13 protein-coding genes are annotated in these 15,276 nt (G+C 56.4%); 3 read left to right on the forward strand and 10 right to left on the reverse strand.

Features of this window, described 5'->3' with window-relative positions:
• Nucleotides 1–11: 11 nt before the first annotated feature.
• The 4 genes from motA to DKK66_RS19570 form a co-directional block, all read right to left on the reverse strand.
• Entirely contained in the window at nt 12–869 is an 858-nt protein-coding gene (motA, locus tag DKK66_RS19555; RefSeq protein WP_089085351.1) for a flagellar motor stator protein MotA, read from the reverse strand.
• Nucleotides 870–1,184: 315 nt separating this feature from the next.
• Nucleotides 1,185–2,564 (reverse strand): aspartate aminotransferase family protein, encoded by a 1,380-nt coding sequence (locus DKK66_RS19560; protein WP_045848621.1) that lies wholly within the window; start codon nt 2,562–2,564, stop codon nt 1,185–1,187.
• Between the two features lie 224 nt (nt 2,565–2,788).
• Entirely contained in the window at nt 2,789–4,120 is a 1,332-nt protein-coding gene (locus tag DKK66_RS19565) for a glutamine synthetase family protein (protein WP_045848620.1), read from the reverse strand.
• Between the two features lie 53 nt (nt 4,121–4,173).
• The gene (locus DKK66_RS19570) at nt 4,174–4,929 is read right to left on the reverse strand and encodes a gamma-glutamyl-gamma-aminobutyrate hydrolase family protein (RefSeq protein WP_131360723.1); all 756 of its coding nucleotides are present in this window, start codon (nt 4,927–4,929) and stop codon (nt 4,174–4,176) included.
• 469 nt (nt 4,930–5,398) lie between these two features.
• On the opposite strand from DKK66_RS19570, the gene DKK66_RS19575 reads away from it, so the two are divergent.
• Both DKK66_RS19575 and DKK66_RS19580 read left to right on the forward strand, forming a co-directional pair.
• Complete coding sequence (locus tag DKK66_RS19575) at nt 5,399–5,944, forward strand: cupin domain-containing protein (protein ID WP_045848618.1); 546 nt, start codon at nt 5,399–5,401, stop codon at nt 5,942–5,944.
• 59 nt (nt 5,945–6,003) lie between these two features.
• Nucleotides 6,004–7,491, forward strand: coding sequence for an aldehyde dehydrogenase (locus DKK66_RS19580; RefSeq protein ID WP_131360725.1), 1,488 nt, complete (start codon nt 6,004–6,006; stop codon nt 7,489–7,491).
• Between the two features lie 80 nt (nt 7,492–7,571).
• Here the strand turns inward: DKK66_RS19580 and DKK66_RS19585 are convergent, their stop codons facing one another.
• The 3 genes from DKK66_RS19585 to DKK66_RS19595 all read right to left on the reverse strand — a co-directional run bounded on the left by DKK66_RS19585 (nt 7,572) and on the right by DKK66_RS19595 (nt 11,760).
• Nucleotides 7,572–9,194, reverse strand: a complete 1,623-nt coding sequence (locus DKK66_RS19585) for a methyl-accepting chemotaxis protein (protein ID WP_131360727.1) — start codon at nt 9,192–9,194, stop codon at nt 7,572–7,574.
• Between the two features lie 347 nt (nt 9,195–9,541).
• Nucleotides 9,542–11,143, reverse strand: coding sequence for an NAD(P)/FAD-dependent oxidoreductase (locus DKK66_RS19590; RefSeq protein WP_131360729.1), 1,602 nt, complete (start codon nt 11,141–11,143; stop codon nt 9,542–9,544).
• Nucleotides 11,144–11,259: 116 nt separating this feature from the next.
• Complete coding sequence (locus tag DKK66_RS19595; protein WP_045848614.1) at nt 11,260–11,760, reverse strand: YajQ family cyclic di-GMP-binding protein; 501 nt, start codon at nt 11,758–11,760, stop codon at nt 11,260–11,262.
• Nucleotides 11,761–11,953: 193 nt separating this feature from the next.
• On the opposite strand from DKK66_RS19595, the gene DKK66_RS19600 reads away from it, so the two are divergent.
• A complete protein-coding gene (locus tag DKK66_RS19600; RefSeq protein ID WP_131360731.1) occupies nt 11,954–12,592 on the forward strand; it encodes a LysE family translocator in 639 nt (212 codons plus the stop codon).
• Between the two features lie 83 nt (nt 12,593–12,675).
• Here the strand turns inward: DKK66_RS19600 and DKK66_RS19605 are convergent, their stop codons facing one another.
• From DKK66_RS19605 to argF, 3 genes are all read right to left on the reverse strand, one after another.
• Complete coding sequence (locus tag DKK66_RS19605; protein WP_233160942.1) at nt 12,676–12,849, reverse strand: DUF2788 domain-containing protein; 174 nt, start codon at nt 12,847–12,849, stop codon at nt 12,676–12,678.
• A gap of 206 nt (nt 12,850–13,055) precedes the next feature.
• Complete coding sequence (locus tag DKK66_RS19610) at nt 13,056–14,282, reverse strand: argininosuccinate synthase (protein ID WP_045848611.1); 1,227 nt, start codon at nt 14,280–14,282, stop codon at nt 13,056–13,058.
• Between the two features lie 44 nt (nt 14,283–14,326).
• Nucleotides 14,327–15,250, reverse strand: coding sequence for an ornithine carbamoyltransferase (argF, locus tag DKK66_RS19615; RefSeq protein ID WP_045848610.1), 924 nt, complete (start codon nt 15,248–15,250; stop codon nt 14,327–14,329).
• Nucleotides 15,251–15,276: the final 26 nt, after the last annotated feature.

The following is a 15,276-nucleotide window of genomic DNA, read 5'->3' on the forward strand; positions in this document are numbered from 1 at the left end:
CCCTGTTTCGCTTATTTTTTGGCCTGCTTGACGTGGTCTTCCAGTTCCTTGAAGGAAGGACGATCGGTCGAAGTCAGCACCTTGCGGCCAAATTCCACGGCAACCTGAGGCGCGTAGCCATTCAGACTGGCCAGCAAAGTTACCTTGATGGTCTGATAGACACGGGTGCCGTCGCCCAGCTTGTGCTCCAGAATGGTGGCCAACGGACCGACAAAGCCATAGGCCAGCAAAATACCGAGAAAGGTACCCACCAGTGCGTGAGCAATCAGCATCCCCAGCTCAGACGGCGGCGCACCTACCGATTCCATGGTATGTACCACGCCCATCACCGCGGCCACGATACCGAAGGCTGGCAGACCGTCAGCCAGGCCCTTCACTGCATTGACCGGGACTTCTCCCTCATGGTGGTGGGTCTCAATCTCCACATCCATCAGGTTCTCGATCTCAAACGCATTCAGGTTACCGCCCACCATCAGGCGCAAGTAGTCACAAATAAACTCGACCACATGGTGATCATGCAGTACTGCCGGGTATTTGGAGAACACCGGGCTGGCTTCCGGATTTTCCACATCAGCCTCAACCGACATCAGGCCTTCCTTGCGCACCTTGGACAGGATTTCAAACAGCAAGGTGAACAGCTCCATGTAGAAGGCCTTGTTGTAGGGCGAGCCTTTGAACACGGTGGGTAGTGCCTTGGTAGTAGCCTTCAGCGGTGCACCACCATTAGCGACCACAAACGCACCAATGGCTGCACCAGCAATCATGACCACTTCCAGAGGCTGCATCAGCGCCCCCAGATGCCCCCCCGCTGCGACAAAGCCCCCCAGCACAGAGCCAAGGATGATGAGATAGCCGATTCCGACAAACATTGGTTTGATCCTGTAATTGTGATTATCGCGATTCGATTTTTCCGTCACGTGCTGTCCGACTCAGGCATCCCCGCCACTACCGGCACAGACATCAGGCCCGTGAGCCTGCTTTCCTTGTCAGCCACACCAGCAGCCAAGCACCTGACAAGGCCATGACAGCACGAATAATAGCATGGCATGCCTTGCTTGCAGCGCGCCCGTCTTTATCTTTTGTAGCGCTGATTATGCCTCGCTGCCATCTTGCCATGCCTGCTGCAAATAAAAATGCAGGCTACCCGTGGGTAGCCTGCATGAGGATGGAACACTGCCGGCGGATCAGACCAGCCCGCGTTCCTTCAGTTGCTGTTCGAACTCCACCATGCACTTGGCGGCGGTTTCCAGCATCTGGTCGATTTCTTCCTTGCTGATCACCAGCGGCGGTGCGGACACAATATGGTCGCCGCAGGCACGCATGATCAGGTTGTTCTTGAAGAAGATATCGCGGCACATGGTGCCGATTTCACCAAAGTTGGGGAACAGCTCGCGCGTGGCTTTGTTCTTGACCAGGGTAAACGCCTGGATCAGGCCCACACCGCGCACATCATCCACGTGCTCGAACTGGCCGAACACTTCGCGCCAGCGTTTTTGCATGTATGGGCCAGTGTCGTTCTTGACGCGATCGACAATGCCTTCGTCACGCAGCGCCTTGACGTTGGCGTGAGCTACGGCAGCCGCCACCGGGTGACCGGAGTAGGTAAAGCCGTGGTTGAAGTCACCGCCTTCGGCCAGCGTAGTGGCCACTTTTTCATTGACGAATACCGCGCCAATCGGCTGATAGCCGGAGGACAGGCCCTTGGCGGTGGTAAAGATATCCGGCTTGAAGCCGAATACCTGCTGACCGAACCATTCACCGGTACGGCCAAAGCCACAGATGACTTCATCAGCCACCAGCAGGATGTCGTACTTCTGGCAGATACGCTGGATTTCCGGCCAGTAGGTGGACGGCGGCACAATCACGCCACCCGCGCCCTGGATAGGCTCACCCACAAAAGCGGCTACCTTGTCGGCACCCACTTCCAGAATCTTGTCTTCCACCCACTTGGCGGCGGCCAGGCCGAATTCTTCCGGCGTCATGTCCTTGCCATGCTTGTACCACCACGGCTGCTCAACATGCACAATGCCCGGAATCGGCAAATCGCCCTGCTCGTGCATGTAAGTCATGCCACCCAGGCTGGCACCACCGATGGTGGAACCGTGATAGCCGTTCCAGCGGCCGATCAGGGTTTTCTTGTCCTTCTTGCCCTTTACATCCCAGTAGCGACGCACCATGCGAATCATGGTGTCGACGGACTCAGAGCCGGAGTTGGTGTAGAAAACGTGCTTGAAACCTTCCGGTGCCACTTCGGACAACAGGTGGGACAGCTCCACCACCGCCGGATGCGTGGTCTTGAAGAAGGTATTGTAGTAAGCCAGCTGTTCCATCTGCTGCTTGGCTACTTCCGGCAGATCCTTGCGGCCATAACCGATATTGACACACCACAGGCCCGCCATGCCGTCGAGAATCTTGTTCCCTTCGGAGTCGTACAGGAAGATACCCTCTGCCTTGGTGATGACACGTGCCCCCTGCTGGTTCAGCGAGTTGGTGTCAGTAAACGGGTGCAGATGGTGTGCTGCATCCAGTTCGCGCCATTCGGTCGTAGTACGTTGGTTCTGCATAAAAGCTTCCTCTCTACTATCTCTCCAGCCCTCTGGGGGCTTATTGTTGGGCTGACCGGAATCGGCCAGCCTCAGGCTGCAACATGACGTTTTCCACGCCAAACCCGGCTTTACGGGCTGCGGAATCATCTAGTCCGTTGCAACTGCCACTACCCTGACATCCGGTGTTCCGGATGCCGGCTGCCGGTCAGCGATGACCGGCAGCACTCACCTGAAGCTTCTTCTTATACGTGCAACAGCAGGAACTTGCGCTCCCACGGGCTGATGACACGGAAGTATTCGGAGAATTCTTTCTCCTTCATGCCCAGATACATTTTCACAAAGTGCGGGCCCATGACTTCCGGAATATCCGGGCAGGCGGCCAGACGCTTGAGCGACTCTTCAGCACCATGCGGGAACTGGAAAGGCAACTCGTAAGCATCGGTGGACATCGGCTCGCGCGGCTTGATCTTGTTGACGATGCCCAGATAGCCGCAGGCCAGGGTGGCAGCCATGGCAATGTACGGGTTCACGTCCACGCCAGGCACACGGTTTTCCACGCGACGGGCGGCCGGGGAAGAATGCGGTACACGCAGGCCGACGGTACGGTTGTCGTAGCCCCACTCCACATTGGTCGGTGCCGCGGTGTACGGACTCAGACGGCGGAAGGAGTTCACGTACGGCGCGAAGAACGGCATCACTTCCGGAATGTAGTGCTGCATACCGCCGATGAAGTGGAAGAAGATGTCGGACGGGCTGCCATCTTCATTGGTGAACACGTTCTTGCCGGTGTTCTTGTCGATCAGGCTCTGGTGCATGTGCATGGCGGAGCCGGGTTCGTTTTCCATCGGCTTGGCCATGAAAGTGGCGTACATATTGTGGCGGAATGCCGCTTCGCGCACGGTACGCTTGAACAGGAATACCTGGTCGGCCAGATCCAGCGGATTGCCATGCAGGAAGTTGATTTCCATCTGGGCGGTGCCGATTTCATGAATCAGCGTATCCACTTCCAGATTCTGCGCATGGCAGTAGTCGTAGATGTCTTCGAACAGCGGGTCGAATTCGTTCACCGCGTCGATGGAGTAGGAACGGCGGCCGAATTCGGCACGACCGGTACGGCCGATCGGGGCGGACAGCGGAATGTCCGGATCCGGGTTCGGCGACATCAGGTAGAACTCCATTTCCGGTGCCAGTACCGGTTCGAAGCCCAGCTCGTCAAACAGGCCCAGTACGCGCTTGAGCACGCTACGCGGTGCCACGTCCACCAGCGAACCATCGGCGCGGTAGCAGTCGTAAATCAGCTGGGCGGTCGGGTCCACAGCCCAGGGCACGAAGCGCAGGGAGTTCGGATCCGGTGTCAGCACCATGTCCGGGTCAGTCAGGTCCAGCATGCTGTCGTCCGGATAGTCGCCGGTCACAGTCTGGATCAGCACCGCTTCCGGAAGACGCATTTCCGGGTCGGAGACGAATTTGTCTTTGGGAACAATCTTGCCGCGTGCCACACCGGTCATGTCCGGGACAATACACTCGACTTCCGTGATGCGATGTTCTCGCAGCCAATCATTGATTTGGTTCATGTTTTCCTCTACTTCCATAGTGGCCGGTAAACCGGCTCTGGATGACGTGCGTCTCAGCCCTGGCGGCTGGCACGACGCGCGCGGCAAGCGTCACCGAACGCGTTGAAAATGGCCATGGACACCGGGTTTTCCCAGTACTTCCATTCCGGATGCCACTGCGCGCCGTAGGCAAAGCCTTTGGCATCCTTGACCCGGTATGCTTCCACCAGCCCGTCATCCGCCACGCCTTCCGCAATCAGGCGGTCGGCCAGACGTTTGATACCTTGCTGATGCAGCGAGTTCACCTTGACTTCATCCTGCCCCAGCCAGCTCTTGAGCAAGCTGTCCGGTTGCAGGTGCAAGACATGTGCCAGACCATACATCTCATCCAGATTCTGAGTATCCGGCTCGCGATGATCGCGGAAGCCTGGCTCTTCCTGTACGTGCTGGAATAGTTCGCCGCCCAGTGCAACATTGATTTCCTGGAAACCGCGGCAAATACCCAGAAGCGGGATGCCTTCTTGCAGAAGAAGGTCGATGAACGGCAGCGTGGTTGCGTCACGCGCCGGATCATGAAGTGTTCCCTGGCGGCTGGCTTCTCCGCCATAACGATGCGGCTCTACATTGGACAGCGAGCCAGGCAACAGCACGCCATCCACAAACTTGAGATATTCACGCAGTGGTGCATCTTCACCCAGCGCCGGAATCAGCACGGGGATACCACCAACGCCACCTGCGGCAGCTGCAATGTATTTCTCGCCAACCGCGTGAAATGGCAAACCGCTAACCAGTTTGACGTCACACGGAATGCCGATGATCGGTTGCTGCATAAGGACCTCGTTTACTCGATTTAGGCGTCCGCCTTGCGGATGCCGACAGTTACTGCCTTGCCGCCTGCTGCTGACATACATAAGGAAGGCTGTCGTGACAGCGGAAACAGCTACGCCACCACGTCACCTTACCCCACCTGGCTATTCATACCGCATCTGAACAGCCAGGCTCGAAACCACACTGAAGGGCCGAAACAACTGGGCAGATGAAAGTATGTTGTCACCGTGCAGGATACCAGCACGAAACAGCATGCCACGGTTCTTGCAACAAGCCAAGGTTTGATCAAATATACTGTTGCGGATGTTTAAAAAAATCCACAGCGCACTTGATTCATGTAGTCGATTCTGGCTATAAACTCGAAATCTTGCAAAATAATTTGATTTTGCGACGCAACAACAGATGCAGGATACGATCAAAAACCCGTATGATGGAACGTCTAAAATTCTTAACATAGATGGAAACCGCCAGATGGATGTTGGAGCACGATTGAGAGTGGTCAGAGAGCGCTTCGGACTCTCGCAACGCGAGCTTGCCAAACGGGCAGGCGTGACAAACGGCACGATCTCGCTGATCGAGCAAAATCGCGTCAGCCCGTCGATCAGTTCCTTGAAGAAAGTGCTGGAAGGCATGCCCATGACGCTGGCCGAATTCTTTACCTTTGATGTAGAGCCGCAACAGCCACGCGTGTTCTATCAGGCCAAGGATTTACCCAATCTGGGCAATGATCAAATCAAATTGCTGCTGGTTGGCACTGCGCACGAACGTCGTGACATTGCCATCCTGAAAGAACATTACGAACCGGGTGCCGACACCGGGCCTGACATGCTGACGCATGAGGGTCAGGAAGGTGGTGTTGTCATTGCCGGTTCGATTGAACTCACGGTCAACAATGAAACCCGTGTCCTGGGCCCGGGCGACTCTTACTATTTCGACAGCAAACTGCCGCACCGCTTTCGCAATGCCGGCAAGGAAATCTGTGAAATCGTCAGCGCCAGCTCGCCGCCCACATTCTGATTGACGGTTGCCAGTCACGAGCAACCGGGATCACCGCATATAACATCAGGAGAACACCAATGGCTCGTACCCATGCACAGTGGAAACAGTTTGCTGCCGAACTCAATATCGAAGGCCGCGCTTTCATCAACGGCGCTTACACCAGCGCCGCCGATGGCAAGACCTTTGACTGCATCAACCCGGCCAACGGCCAGAAGCTGGCCGACATCGCCTGGTGTGGCGAGGCGGAAGTGGATGCAGCGGTCAAGGCAGCCCGCGCTGCTTTTGAATCGGGTACATGGTCCGAACTGGCACCGCTGGCACGCGGCAAGATCCTCAAGCGTTTTGCCGCACTGATTCGCGAGCATGGTGACGAACTGGCGCTGCTGGAAACCCTGGACATGGGCAAGCCGATTGGCGACTCCACCACAGTGGACGTGCCGGGTGCGGCGTATTGCGTGGAATGGTTTGCCGAAGCCATCGACAAGATTGGCGGCGAAGTGGCACCGGTGGACCCCAAACTGGTAGGCCTGGTCACCCGTGAAGCCATTGGCGTGGTGGCTGCAGTGGTGCCGTGGAACTTCCCCATCCTGATGGCCAGCTGGAAATTCGGCCCTGCGCTGGCGGCCGGCAATGCCGTCATCGTCAAGCCTTCGGAAAAGTCTCCGCTCACCGCCATTCGCCTGGCCCAGCTGGCCAAGGATGCCGGTATTCCGGATGGCATTTTCCAGGTATTGCCGGGTGCCGGTGAAGTCGGCAAGGCGCTGGCCCTGCACATGGACGTGGATTGCCTGGCATTCACCGGCTCCACTGGCGTGGGCAAGCTGATTGCCGGTTATGCCGCACAGTCCAACCTCAAGCGCGTGTGGCTGGAGCTGGGTGGCAAATCGCCCAATATCGTGCTGGAAGACTGCGCCGACATCGCCAAGGCAGCCCGCACTGCCGCCGGTGGCATTTTCTTCAATATGGGTGAAATGTGCACCGCCGGTTCCCGCGTGCTGGTACACAGCAAGGTGAAGGAACAATTCCTGGCTGAATTCAAGAAGGCTGCCGAAGGCTGGTATCCGGGCGATCCGCTGGACCCGGCCACCAGCATGGGTGCCATTGTGGACAAGATCCAGTACGACAAGGTGCTGTCCTACGTCGACAAGGGCATCAGCGAAGGTGCCGGCCTGATTTGTGGCGGCAAGGCGGCTCATACCGACAAGGGCCTGTTCATTGAACCGACTGCCTTTGATTGCCAGCGCCCGGACATGACCACCTGCCGTGAGGAAATCTTCGGGCCGGTATTGTCCGTCATCACTTTCGATACCATCGACGAAGCTGTCCGCATTGCCAATGACACCGAGTACGGCCTGGCCGCTGCGGTATGGACTTCCAATGTCAGCACCGCACACCAGGTTTCGCGTCGCCTGCGTGCCGGTACGGTATGGGTGAACTGCTATGACGAAGGTGGCGACATGAACTTCCCCTTCGGCGGCTTCAAGCAATCGGGTAATGGTCGCGACAAATCGCTGCACGCGCTGGAAAAGTACACCGAACTGAAGAGCACCCTGATCAAGCTGTAAATCTTTCTGCTTGCCATAAGCCTGCGGGCCTTTGCCAGTGATGGCGAAGGCCCGTTTTGCTGCAAGTGCTCTCGACAGATTTACAAGATGTACTGCTGAATGATGCCGATTTGCCGCTCCGCCAGCGTCAGCAATTGACTTGCATTACGTGCAGCATCTGCCGCACTGGCGGAAGATGCTTCTGCCATGTGCACCACCTGCTCGATGCGATGGGCAATACTGTTGGCCGACTGACCCTGCTCGGCAATGGAAATCGCCATTTCCTCCACCATTTTGACGGTACTGACCGTCGCATCACCAATCTTGTTGATTGCCTGATCCGCATCATCGGCCCTGGATACGCCCAGACGCGCCAACGTTTCGGCAACTTTCATTTGCTCGGTGGCCTGGCTGGATTTATCTCGCATGGCATGAATGGTTTGTGCGATTTCCTGCGTGGAAACCGAAGTACGTTCTGCCAGCTTGCGTACTTCATCCGCCACCACCGCGAATCCCCGTCCCAACTCTCCGGCCCGGGCCGCCTCAATTGCGGCATTCAAGGCCAGCAGATTGGTCTGGTCGGCAATATCCTTGATCACCAGCACCACCGTATTCACTGTACTGCTATAGTTTTCCAGCTCGCGGATACTAGCCCCCGACTTCTCCACTGCCTGGGAAATTTCACGGATATCCTGAATGGTCTGGCTAATGGTGGTCGAGCCCTGATGAGCCAGCGTTCCGGCTTCATGTGCGAGGTTGCGGGCATGGGTTGTTCGTTCGGCAATATGGTTCACCGCAACCGTCATTTGTTCGATCGATGCGGCCATACTGGCAGACGCTTCACTCTGCTGGCTGGAAGCCAGGGCCACCTCCTTGGCTGACTGACTGAAATCCCTGGAAGACACCATCACGGCGCGAGCACTGGTCTGCATTTCGCCAAAGTTATGATGCAGATTCTCAATCAGTGCGTTCACGGCATTCAGCACATCACTGACTTCATCCCTACCCTTTCGCACATGACGCACGGTAAGGTTTTTATCCTGGTTCAACTGGTGAATAACGGATTTCATTTCAGCCAGGCCACCAGCGATAGCCCGGTAAACATTTAAATACACAAGCGACAATATCAGAAAAGAAATTCCGGCAACAGAAGAGAGTATAAGCACATTGCGGGCCGAAGCGGATGCATCCTCACGTTGAATCCTCTCTGCAATTTTCATGTTGTAGGCAATATGCTCACGAATAGCGCGCATGAATGCCTCAGCCGCCATCTTGACATCCCCATTCAAAAATTGCGCAAGAGCAATGCTACGCCCGGTCCCGGTCGATTCCATAGCAAGTGCCGACAGCGCCACTTTATTGTAGTGTTCAAAAGCGTTCCTATCCTTAAAGAGCAATTCCTTGTCTTGCTGATCATACAGATTATTGCTTTCATATCGATCTAACGCCTGCTTCAGCAGCACTGCTGCTGCCTGAAACATTTGCAGCAGCTTTTTACGCTCATCGGCAGAATCGACCAATAATGACTTGTTGGCATCGGTCCGCATTTCTACAAATACATCAACGGCACTATTCAAACCCCTGACTGATGGCAGCAGATTATTCAAGGCATCATCCAGTCTGCGATCTGCCATTTTTTCAAAACTGATTGCCATCACAACCAGAATCAACATGGTCAATACTGATACCAGAATGGACATTAACAATCTTGATGAAAGTTTCATCACACACCCCAGTCATTTGGCGGGAAATATCTTGCTTATAGCACTCTCATCATCAGCTACAAGCATTACCAAATAACCGCGAATCGGCCTTTAGTACAGGTTGAAATATCTGCAAAATAATAGGACGTCAACTAAGACAGTTTCATCATCGCATTTTCATTACACACACACTCCCTTTGCCAGCCGTAGCAATTAATAAATAAAAATTCAAAATTTCAATAAAAAAGGCGCTTCCTCAGAAGCGCCCGGTAACAACATCGGTATTGATTGATTACTGTAAAACCATTACCCGGCCATACAGCCAGCACGCGTGAAGCAGGCTGCCTGTCAGCACATGGGACACATCATCAGGCTTGCGCTGCCATATTCAATGCCACCGCCTCGGCAACGCGGATGCCATCCACACCGGCAGACAAAATGCCACCGGCGTAGCCAGCGCCCTCACCGGCCGGATACAGCCCCTTCACGTTCAGGCTTTGCAAATCCTCACCACGAGTGATGCGTAGTGGCGAGCTGGTGCGGGTTTCCACGCCAGTCAGCACCGCATCGTACATGTCGTAACCACGGATTTTCTTGCCAAACTCCGGCAGGGCCTCGCGCATGGCGGCAATGGCGAAATCCGGCAGCGCGGTGGACAGGTCGGTCCAGTGCACACCAGGCTGATAGGAGGGTTCGACCGAACCCACCGCCGTGGAGGCACGTCCGGCCAGGAAGTCCCCCACCAGTTGGGCCGGTGCTTCGTAGGTGCTGCCACCCAGTACATAGGCGTGGCTTTCCAGCGCGCGCTGGAAGGCAATGCCAGCCAGCGCACCACCCGGATAGTCTTCCGGGTTGATACTCACCACCATGCCAGAGTTGGCATTGCGCTCGGCACGGGAATACTGGCTCATGCCATTGGTGACCACGCGCCCCTCTTCCGAAGTGGCTGCCACCACCTGACCACCCGGGCACATACAGAAGCTGTATACCGCACGGCCATTGCTGGCATGGTGTACCAGCTTGTAGTCGGCAGCACCCAGAATGGGATGACCGGCATATTTGCCCCAGCGTGCCTTGTCGATCATGGTTTGCGGGTGCTCGATGCGGAAGCCGACCGAGAACGGTTTGGCTTCCATGAACACGCCACGCTGGTGCAGCATCTCGAAGGTATCGCGCGCACTGTGCCCCAACGCCAGAATGACATGATCCGCCTCGATCTGGCTGCCATCGGCCAGCGTCACACCGCGGATATGACCGTTGTCGATGTGCAGGTCGGTGACACGCTGCTGGAAGCGGATTTCACCACCCAGCGCTTCGATTTCCGCCCGCATCTTTTCCACCATGCTCACCAGGCGGAAAGTACCGATGTGGGGCTTGGCGATAAACAGGATTTCTTCCGGCGCACCGGCCTTGACGAACTCGGTGAGCACCTTGCGGCCCAGATGGCGCGGGTCCTTGATCTGGCTGTACAGCTTGCCGTCCGAGAAAGTACCGGCTCCGCCTTCACCAAACTGCACGTTGGATTCCGGGTTCAGCACATTCTTGCGCCACAGGCCCCAGGTGTCCTTGGTACGCTCACGCACTTTCTTGCCGCGCTCCAGCACGATGGGCTTGAAACCCATCTGGGCCAGCACCAGCGCAGCCAGCAGGCCACAGGGGCCGAAGCCCACCACCAGCGGACGCTTCTGCAGCGTGGCCGGTGCCTGGGTGACAAAGTGATAGCTGGTATCCGGCGTGGGCAGCACATGGGCATTACCCTTGAAGCGGGCCAGCAACTTGGCCTCGCCTTCCACTTCCATGTCGATGATGTAGGCCAGGCTCATCACACCACGGCGCGCATCATAGCTGCGCTTGAATACGGTGTAGCTTTTCAGGTCGGCTGGCTTGATGCCCAGGAAGGCGACGATGGCATCGGTGAGTTCTGCCTCGCTATGATCCAGCGGCAGTTTCAATTCGGTAATGCGTAACATGCTGATTCCAATACTCAGGTTGCTGTCTATTCAACAAGGGCCGTATTGTAGGAGGGACGCCCGCCAAAAGCAAAACCGGCCACAGTGGGCCGGTTCTGCATATAAGGAAAACAGGCTTAGTCGCGGAAGTTGTTGAACTGCAGCGGTACGCCATTTTCCTTGTCGTCGGCAATTTCCTTGCGCAGCAGGGCAATACATTCTTGCAGCAGGTCGCGCTTGGCACCGGACACACGTACTGCCTCGCCCTGGATGCTGGCCTGCACTTTCAGTTTGGCATCCTTGATGATCTTGACGATCTTCTTGGCCATCTCGGTTTCCAGGCCTTCCTTGACGGTCAGTACTTTCTTGACCTTGTTGCCACTGACCTTCTCCAGCTTGCCATACTCCAGGCTGCGCACGTCAACGCCGCGCTTGGACAATTTATTGACTAGGATGTCGTTGACCTGATCCAGCTGGAATTCCGCGTCGGCATACAGGGTGATGTCCTTGTCGGTCTGCTCGATGCGGGAATCGCTGCCCTTGAAATCGTAGCGGGTGGACACTTCCTTGTTGGCTTGCTCAACGGCGTTGCGCACTTCTACTTTATTGACTTCGGAAACAATATCAAAAGACGGCATGGGAGATCCTGTAAGGCTGAATAGCTCAATGGCGCAATTTTAGAGACTGTATGCCGCCTTGTCACCCGCCGCCCCTTGATATCGACAGCATCCAGCCTGTCCGCACTCGCAAGACATGACACTGGCACATTCCGCTTGTCGTTTGAGCGCAAATCTTCAATCATGCTGTTTTAACCCGCGCAGGCAAGCAATCATGATTGTCACCCCCGAACAACTGGCGGCTTTCACGGCCGCCGCCATGCTGATCACTCTCTCCCCCGGACCGGACAACCTGATGGTACTGAGCCTGGGCATTGCCAAGGGCCGCCGTCAGGGCATGGCATTTGGCCTGGGCTGCGCGCTGGGCTGCATTACCCATACCCTGCTGGCCGCACTGGGCGTGAGCGCCCTGATTGCCGCCTCGCCCACGGCCTTTGGCCTGCTGAAATTTGCTGGTGGTGCCTACCTGGTTTATCTGGGTTGGCAAGCCATCCGCAGCCGGGGCAGCAGCCTGAAAGCCGACAAGGGTTCGGTTGATGACACGCCGCTGCCTGCCCACTTTCGCAAGGGCCTGATCGCCAATGCCATCAACCCCAAGGTGGTGCTGTTCTTCCTGGCTTTCCTGCCGCAATTCGTCAATCCGGCACAGGGCCATAGTGGCTGGCAAACTGCCATTCTGGGGCTGATCTTCACAGCACAAGCAGCCTTGCTGTTTGGCAGCCTGGGTTATTTTGCCGGTGCCATTGGCAGCTGGCTGAACCGTACCCCCAAGGCCAGTCAGTGGCTGGACCGCATTGCCGGCAGCATTTTCATCGCACTGGGCTTGCGCCTGATCCTGTCACCGCAGCGCTGAAACTGCTTGTCGGCTTATCTGATCCAGATGCAAAACGGGTTGGCACATGCCAACCCGTTTTATCCTGGTGCTGCCGCTCGGTCTTACTTGAGCACCAGAAACTCCACCAGCACGTTCTTGAAGATAAAGCCCACCACGCCAAAACCCAGCACCAGAAACAGGATGGCGGTACCCATCTTGCCCGCCTGGGACTTCTTGCCCAGATCCCAGATGATGAAGCCCATGAAAATGATAAGGCCGGTCAGGCACACGGCCATGGAAATATCGGTAAATTGCTCTTCAGACACCCTGATGTTCCTTGATGAATGCAGTGGTGGGCTCACATGATTTGTCGTGACATCTGTCAGTCAGACAAACAAAGTCGTTACGATACGCCGCATTGATCCGGCTCTCAACTTTTCCGCCGCTCGGCTACTGCACCAAATAAAAAACCGCCCGAAGGCGGTTTTGTTCACGGGGCCAATCAGCCGCGCTTGAGTTTGGCGTTGGCGGCAATCCGCATGCGCAGGGCATTGAGGCGGATGAAGCCGGCCGCATCGGCGTGGTTGTATGCGCCGCCGTCTTCGTCGAAGGTGGCGATGTTCGGGTCGAACAGCGAATCGGTCTTGGATTCGCGACCAACAACGATGACATTGCCCTTGTACAGCTTCAGGCGTACCCAGCCGTTAACAGTGGCTTGCGAAGCGTCGATCAGGCCTTGCAGCATCTGACGCTCCGGGCTCCACCAGTAGCCGGTGTAAATCAGCTTGGCGTACTTCGGCATCAGCTCATCCTTCAGGTGGGCCACTTCGCGGTCCAGCGTGATGGATTCGATGGCGCGGTGTGCCTTCAGCATGATGGTGCCGCCCGGGGTTTCGTAGCAGCCACGGGACTTCATGCCCACATAACGGTTTTCCACGATGTCCAGACGACCGATACCATGCTTGCCGCCCAGGCGGTTCAGCTCGGTCAGCACTTGAGCCGGGGTCATGGCCACGCCGTTGATGGCGGTGATATCGCCCTTTTCGTAGCTCAGCTCAATGTATTCGGCCTGGTCCGGGGCATTCTCCGGGCTGACCGTCCACAGCCACATATCTTCTTCCGGCTCGGCAGCCGGGTTTTCCAGCACGGTGCCTTCGTAGGAGATGTGCAGCAGGTTGGCATCCATGGAGTACGGGCTGCCACCGTTCTTTTTCTTGCTGATGTCAATGCCGTGCTTTTCAGCATAGGCCAGCAGCTTTTCACGGGACAGCAGGTCCCATTCGCGCCACGGCGCAATCACCTTGACGTCCGGTTTCAGAGCGTAGTAACCCAGCTCGAAACGCACCTGGTCGTTACCCTTGCCGGTGGCACCGTGCGATACCGCATCACCGCCCACGGCATTGGCGATTTCGATCTGGCGCTTGGAGATCAGCGGACGGGCGATGGAAGTACCCAGCAGGTACTCGCCTTCGTAGATGGCGTTGGCACGGAACATCGGGTAAACGTAGTCGCGCACGAACTCTTCGCGCAGGTCTTCGATAAAGATGTTTTCCGGCTTGATACCCAGCGCAATGGCTTTCTTGCGTGCCGGTTCCACCTCTTCACCCTGGCCGATGTCGGCGGTGAAAGTCACCACTTCACAGTGGTAGGTGTCTTGCAGCCATTTCAGGATGACGGAGGTATCCAGGCCACCGGAGTAGGCCAGCACTACTTTTTTGATGTCAGACATGATGCGTTTTCTTTCCAGCGAATCTAGTGGGTTGTCCTGCCGGTTCAGTCGTACTGATGACCAAGCAGCAGATATTCGATCAGGGCTTTCTGGGCGTGCATGCGGTTTTCCGCCTCGTCCCATACCACGCTCTGCGGGCCGTCGATGACTTCGGCGGTCACTTCCTCGCCACGGTGGGCAGGCAGGCAGTGCATGAACAATGCGTCCGGCTTGGCATGCTTCATCAGTTCGGCATTTACCTGATAGCTGGCAAATGCTTCCAGACGGGTGGCACTTTCGGCCTCGTAGCCCATGCTGGTGAACACGTCGGTGGTAACCAGATCGGCACCTTCCACGGCCTTGACGGCACTGTGGCTGGGCTCGAAGTGTTCCGGGCCGTAGTGTTCGCCATCCAGCACGGTCAGCTCGTAACCTACCGGGGTTGCCACCTTCAGCTTGAAGCCAAGAATCTTGGCTGCCTGCAGCCAGGTACGGCATACATTGTTACCATCGCCGATCCAGGCAACGGTCTTGCCCTTGATCGAGCCACGATGTTCGATGAAGGTAAAGATGTCGGCCAGAATCTGACAGGGGTGGTATTCATTGGTCAGGCCATTGATGACCGGCACTTTGGAATGCGCAGCCAGACGTTCGACCAGCGACTGCTCAAAGGTACGGATCATGATGATATCGCTCATGCGCGACAGCACCCGTGCCGTATCTTCAATCGGTTCACCGCGCCCCAGCTGGGAGGTTTTGGTGTCCAGGAACATCGCATGACCGCCAAGCTGGGCCATGCCGGCTTCAAAGGAAACCCGCGTACGCGTGGAATTCTTTTCGAAGATCATGGACATTACGCGGCCTACCAGCGGCTGATACAGCTGTTTTTCGCTGTGTCGTCGCTTCAGAACCTTGGCACGCTCGAAGATGTGACGATACTCCTCGTGATTCAGGTCGCTGAATTGCAGGTAATGTCCTACTTGCTTCATGGGTAAGATTTCCAAAAAAAAAGACC

It is taken from the genome of Aquitalea sp. USM4 (assembly GCF_004328945.1).
GTDB classification, from domain to species: domain Bacteria; phylum Pseudomonadota; class Gammaproteobacteria; order Burkholderiales; family Chromobacteriaceae; genus Aquitalea; species Aquitalea pelogenes.

What these genes read in the sequence shown, in the direction of transcription:
- DKK66_RS19590 (WP_131360729.1), bottom strand. Translation starts at nt 11,143, where the DNA reads ATGTTACGCATTACCGAATTGAAACTGCCGCTGGATCATAGCGAGGCA.
- DKK66_RS19575 (WP_045848618.1), top strand. Translation starts at nt 5,399, where the DNA reads ATGGATGTTGGAGCACGATTGAGAGTGGTCAGAGAGCGCTTCGGACTC.
- DKK66_RS19560 (WP_045848621.1), bottom strand. Translation starts at nt 2,564, where the DNA reads ATGCAGAACCAACGTACTACGACCGAATGGCGCGAACTGGATGCAGCA.
- DKK66_RS19610 (WP_045848611.1), bottom strand. Translation starts at nt 14,282, where the DNA reads ATGTCTGACATCAAAAAAGTAGTGCTGGCCTACTCCGGTGGCCTGGAT.
- motA (WP_089085351.1), bottom strand. Translation starts at nt 869, where the DNA reads ATGTTTGTCGGAATCGGCTATCTCATCATCCTTGGCTCTGTGCTGGGG.
- DKK66_RS19595 (WP_045848614.1), bottom strand. Translation starts at nt 11,760, where the DNA reads ATGCCGTCTTTTGATATTGTTTCCGAAGTCAATAAAGTAGAAGTGCGC.
- DKK66_RS19600 (WP_131360731.1), top strand. Translation starts at nt 11,954, where the DNA reads ATGATTGTCACCCCCGAACAACTGGCGGCTTTCACGGCCGCCGCCATG.
- argF (WP_045848610.1), bottom strand. Translation starts at nt 15,250, where the DNA reads ATGAAGCAAGTAGGACATTACCTGCAATTCAGCGACCTGAATCACGAG.
- DKK66_RS19605 (WP_233160942.1), bottom strand. Translation starts at nt 12,849, where the DNA reads ATGGCCGTGTGCCTGACCGGCCTTATCATTTTCATGGGCTTCATCATC.
- DKK66_RS19585 (WP_131360727.1), bottom strand. Translation starts at nt 9,194, where the DNA reads ATGAAACTTTCATCAAGATTGTTAATGTCCATTCTGGTATCAGTATTG.
- DKK66_RS19580 (WP_131360725.1), top strand. Translation starts at nt 6,004, where the DNA reads ATGGCTCGTACCCATGCACAGTGGAAACAGTTTGCTGCCGAACTCAAT.
- DKK66_RS19565 (WP_045848620.1), bottom strand. Translation starts at nt 4,120, where the DNA reads ATGAACCAAATCAATGATTGGCTGCGAGAACATCGCATCACGGAAGTC.
- DKK66_RS19570 (WP_131360723.1), bottom strand. Translation starts at nt 4,929, where the DNA reads ATGCAGCAACCGATCATCGGCATTCCGTGTGACGTCAAACTGGTTAGC.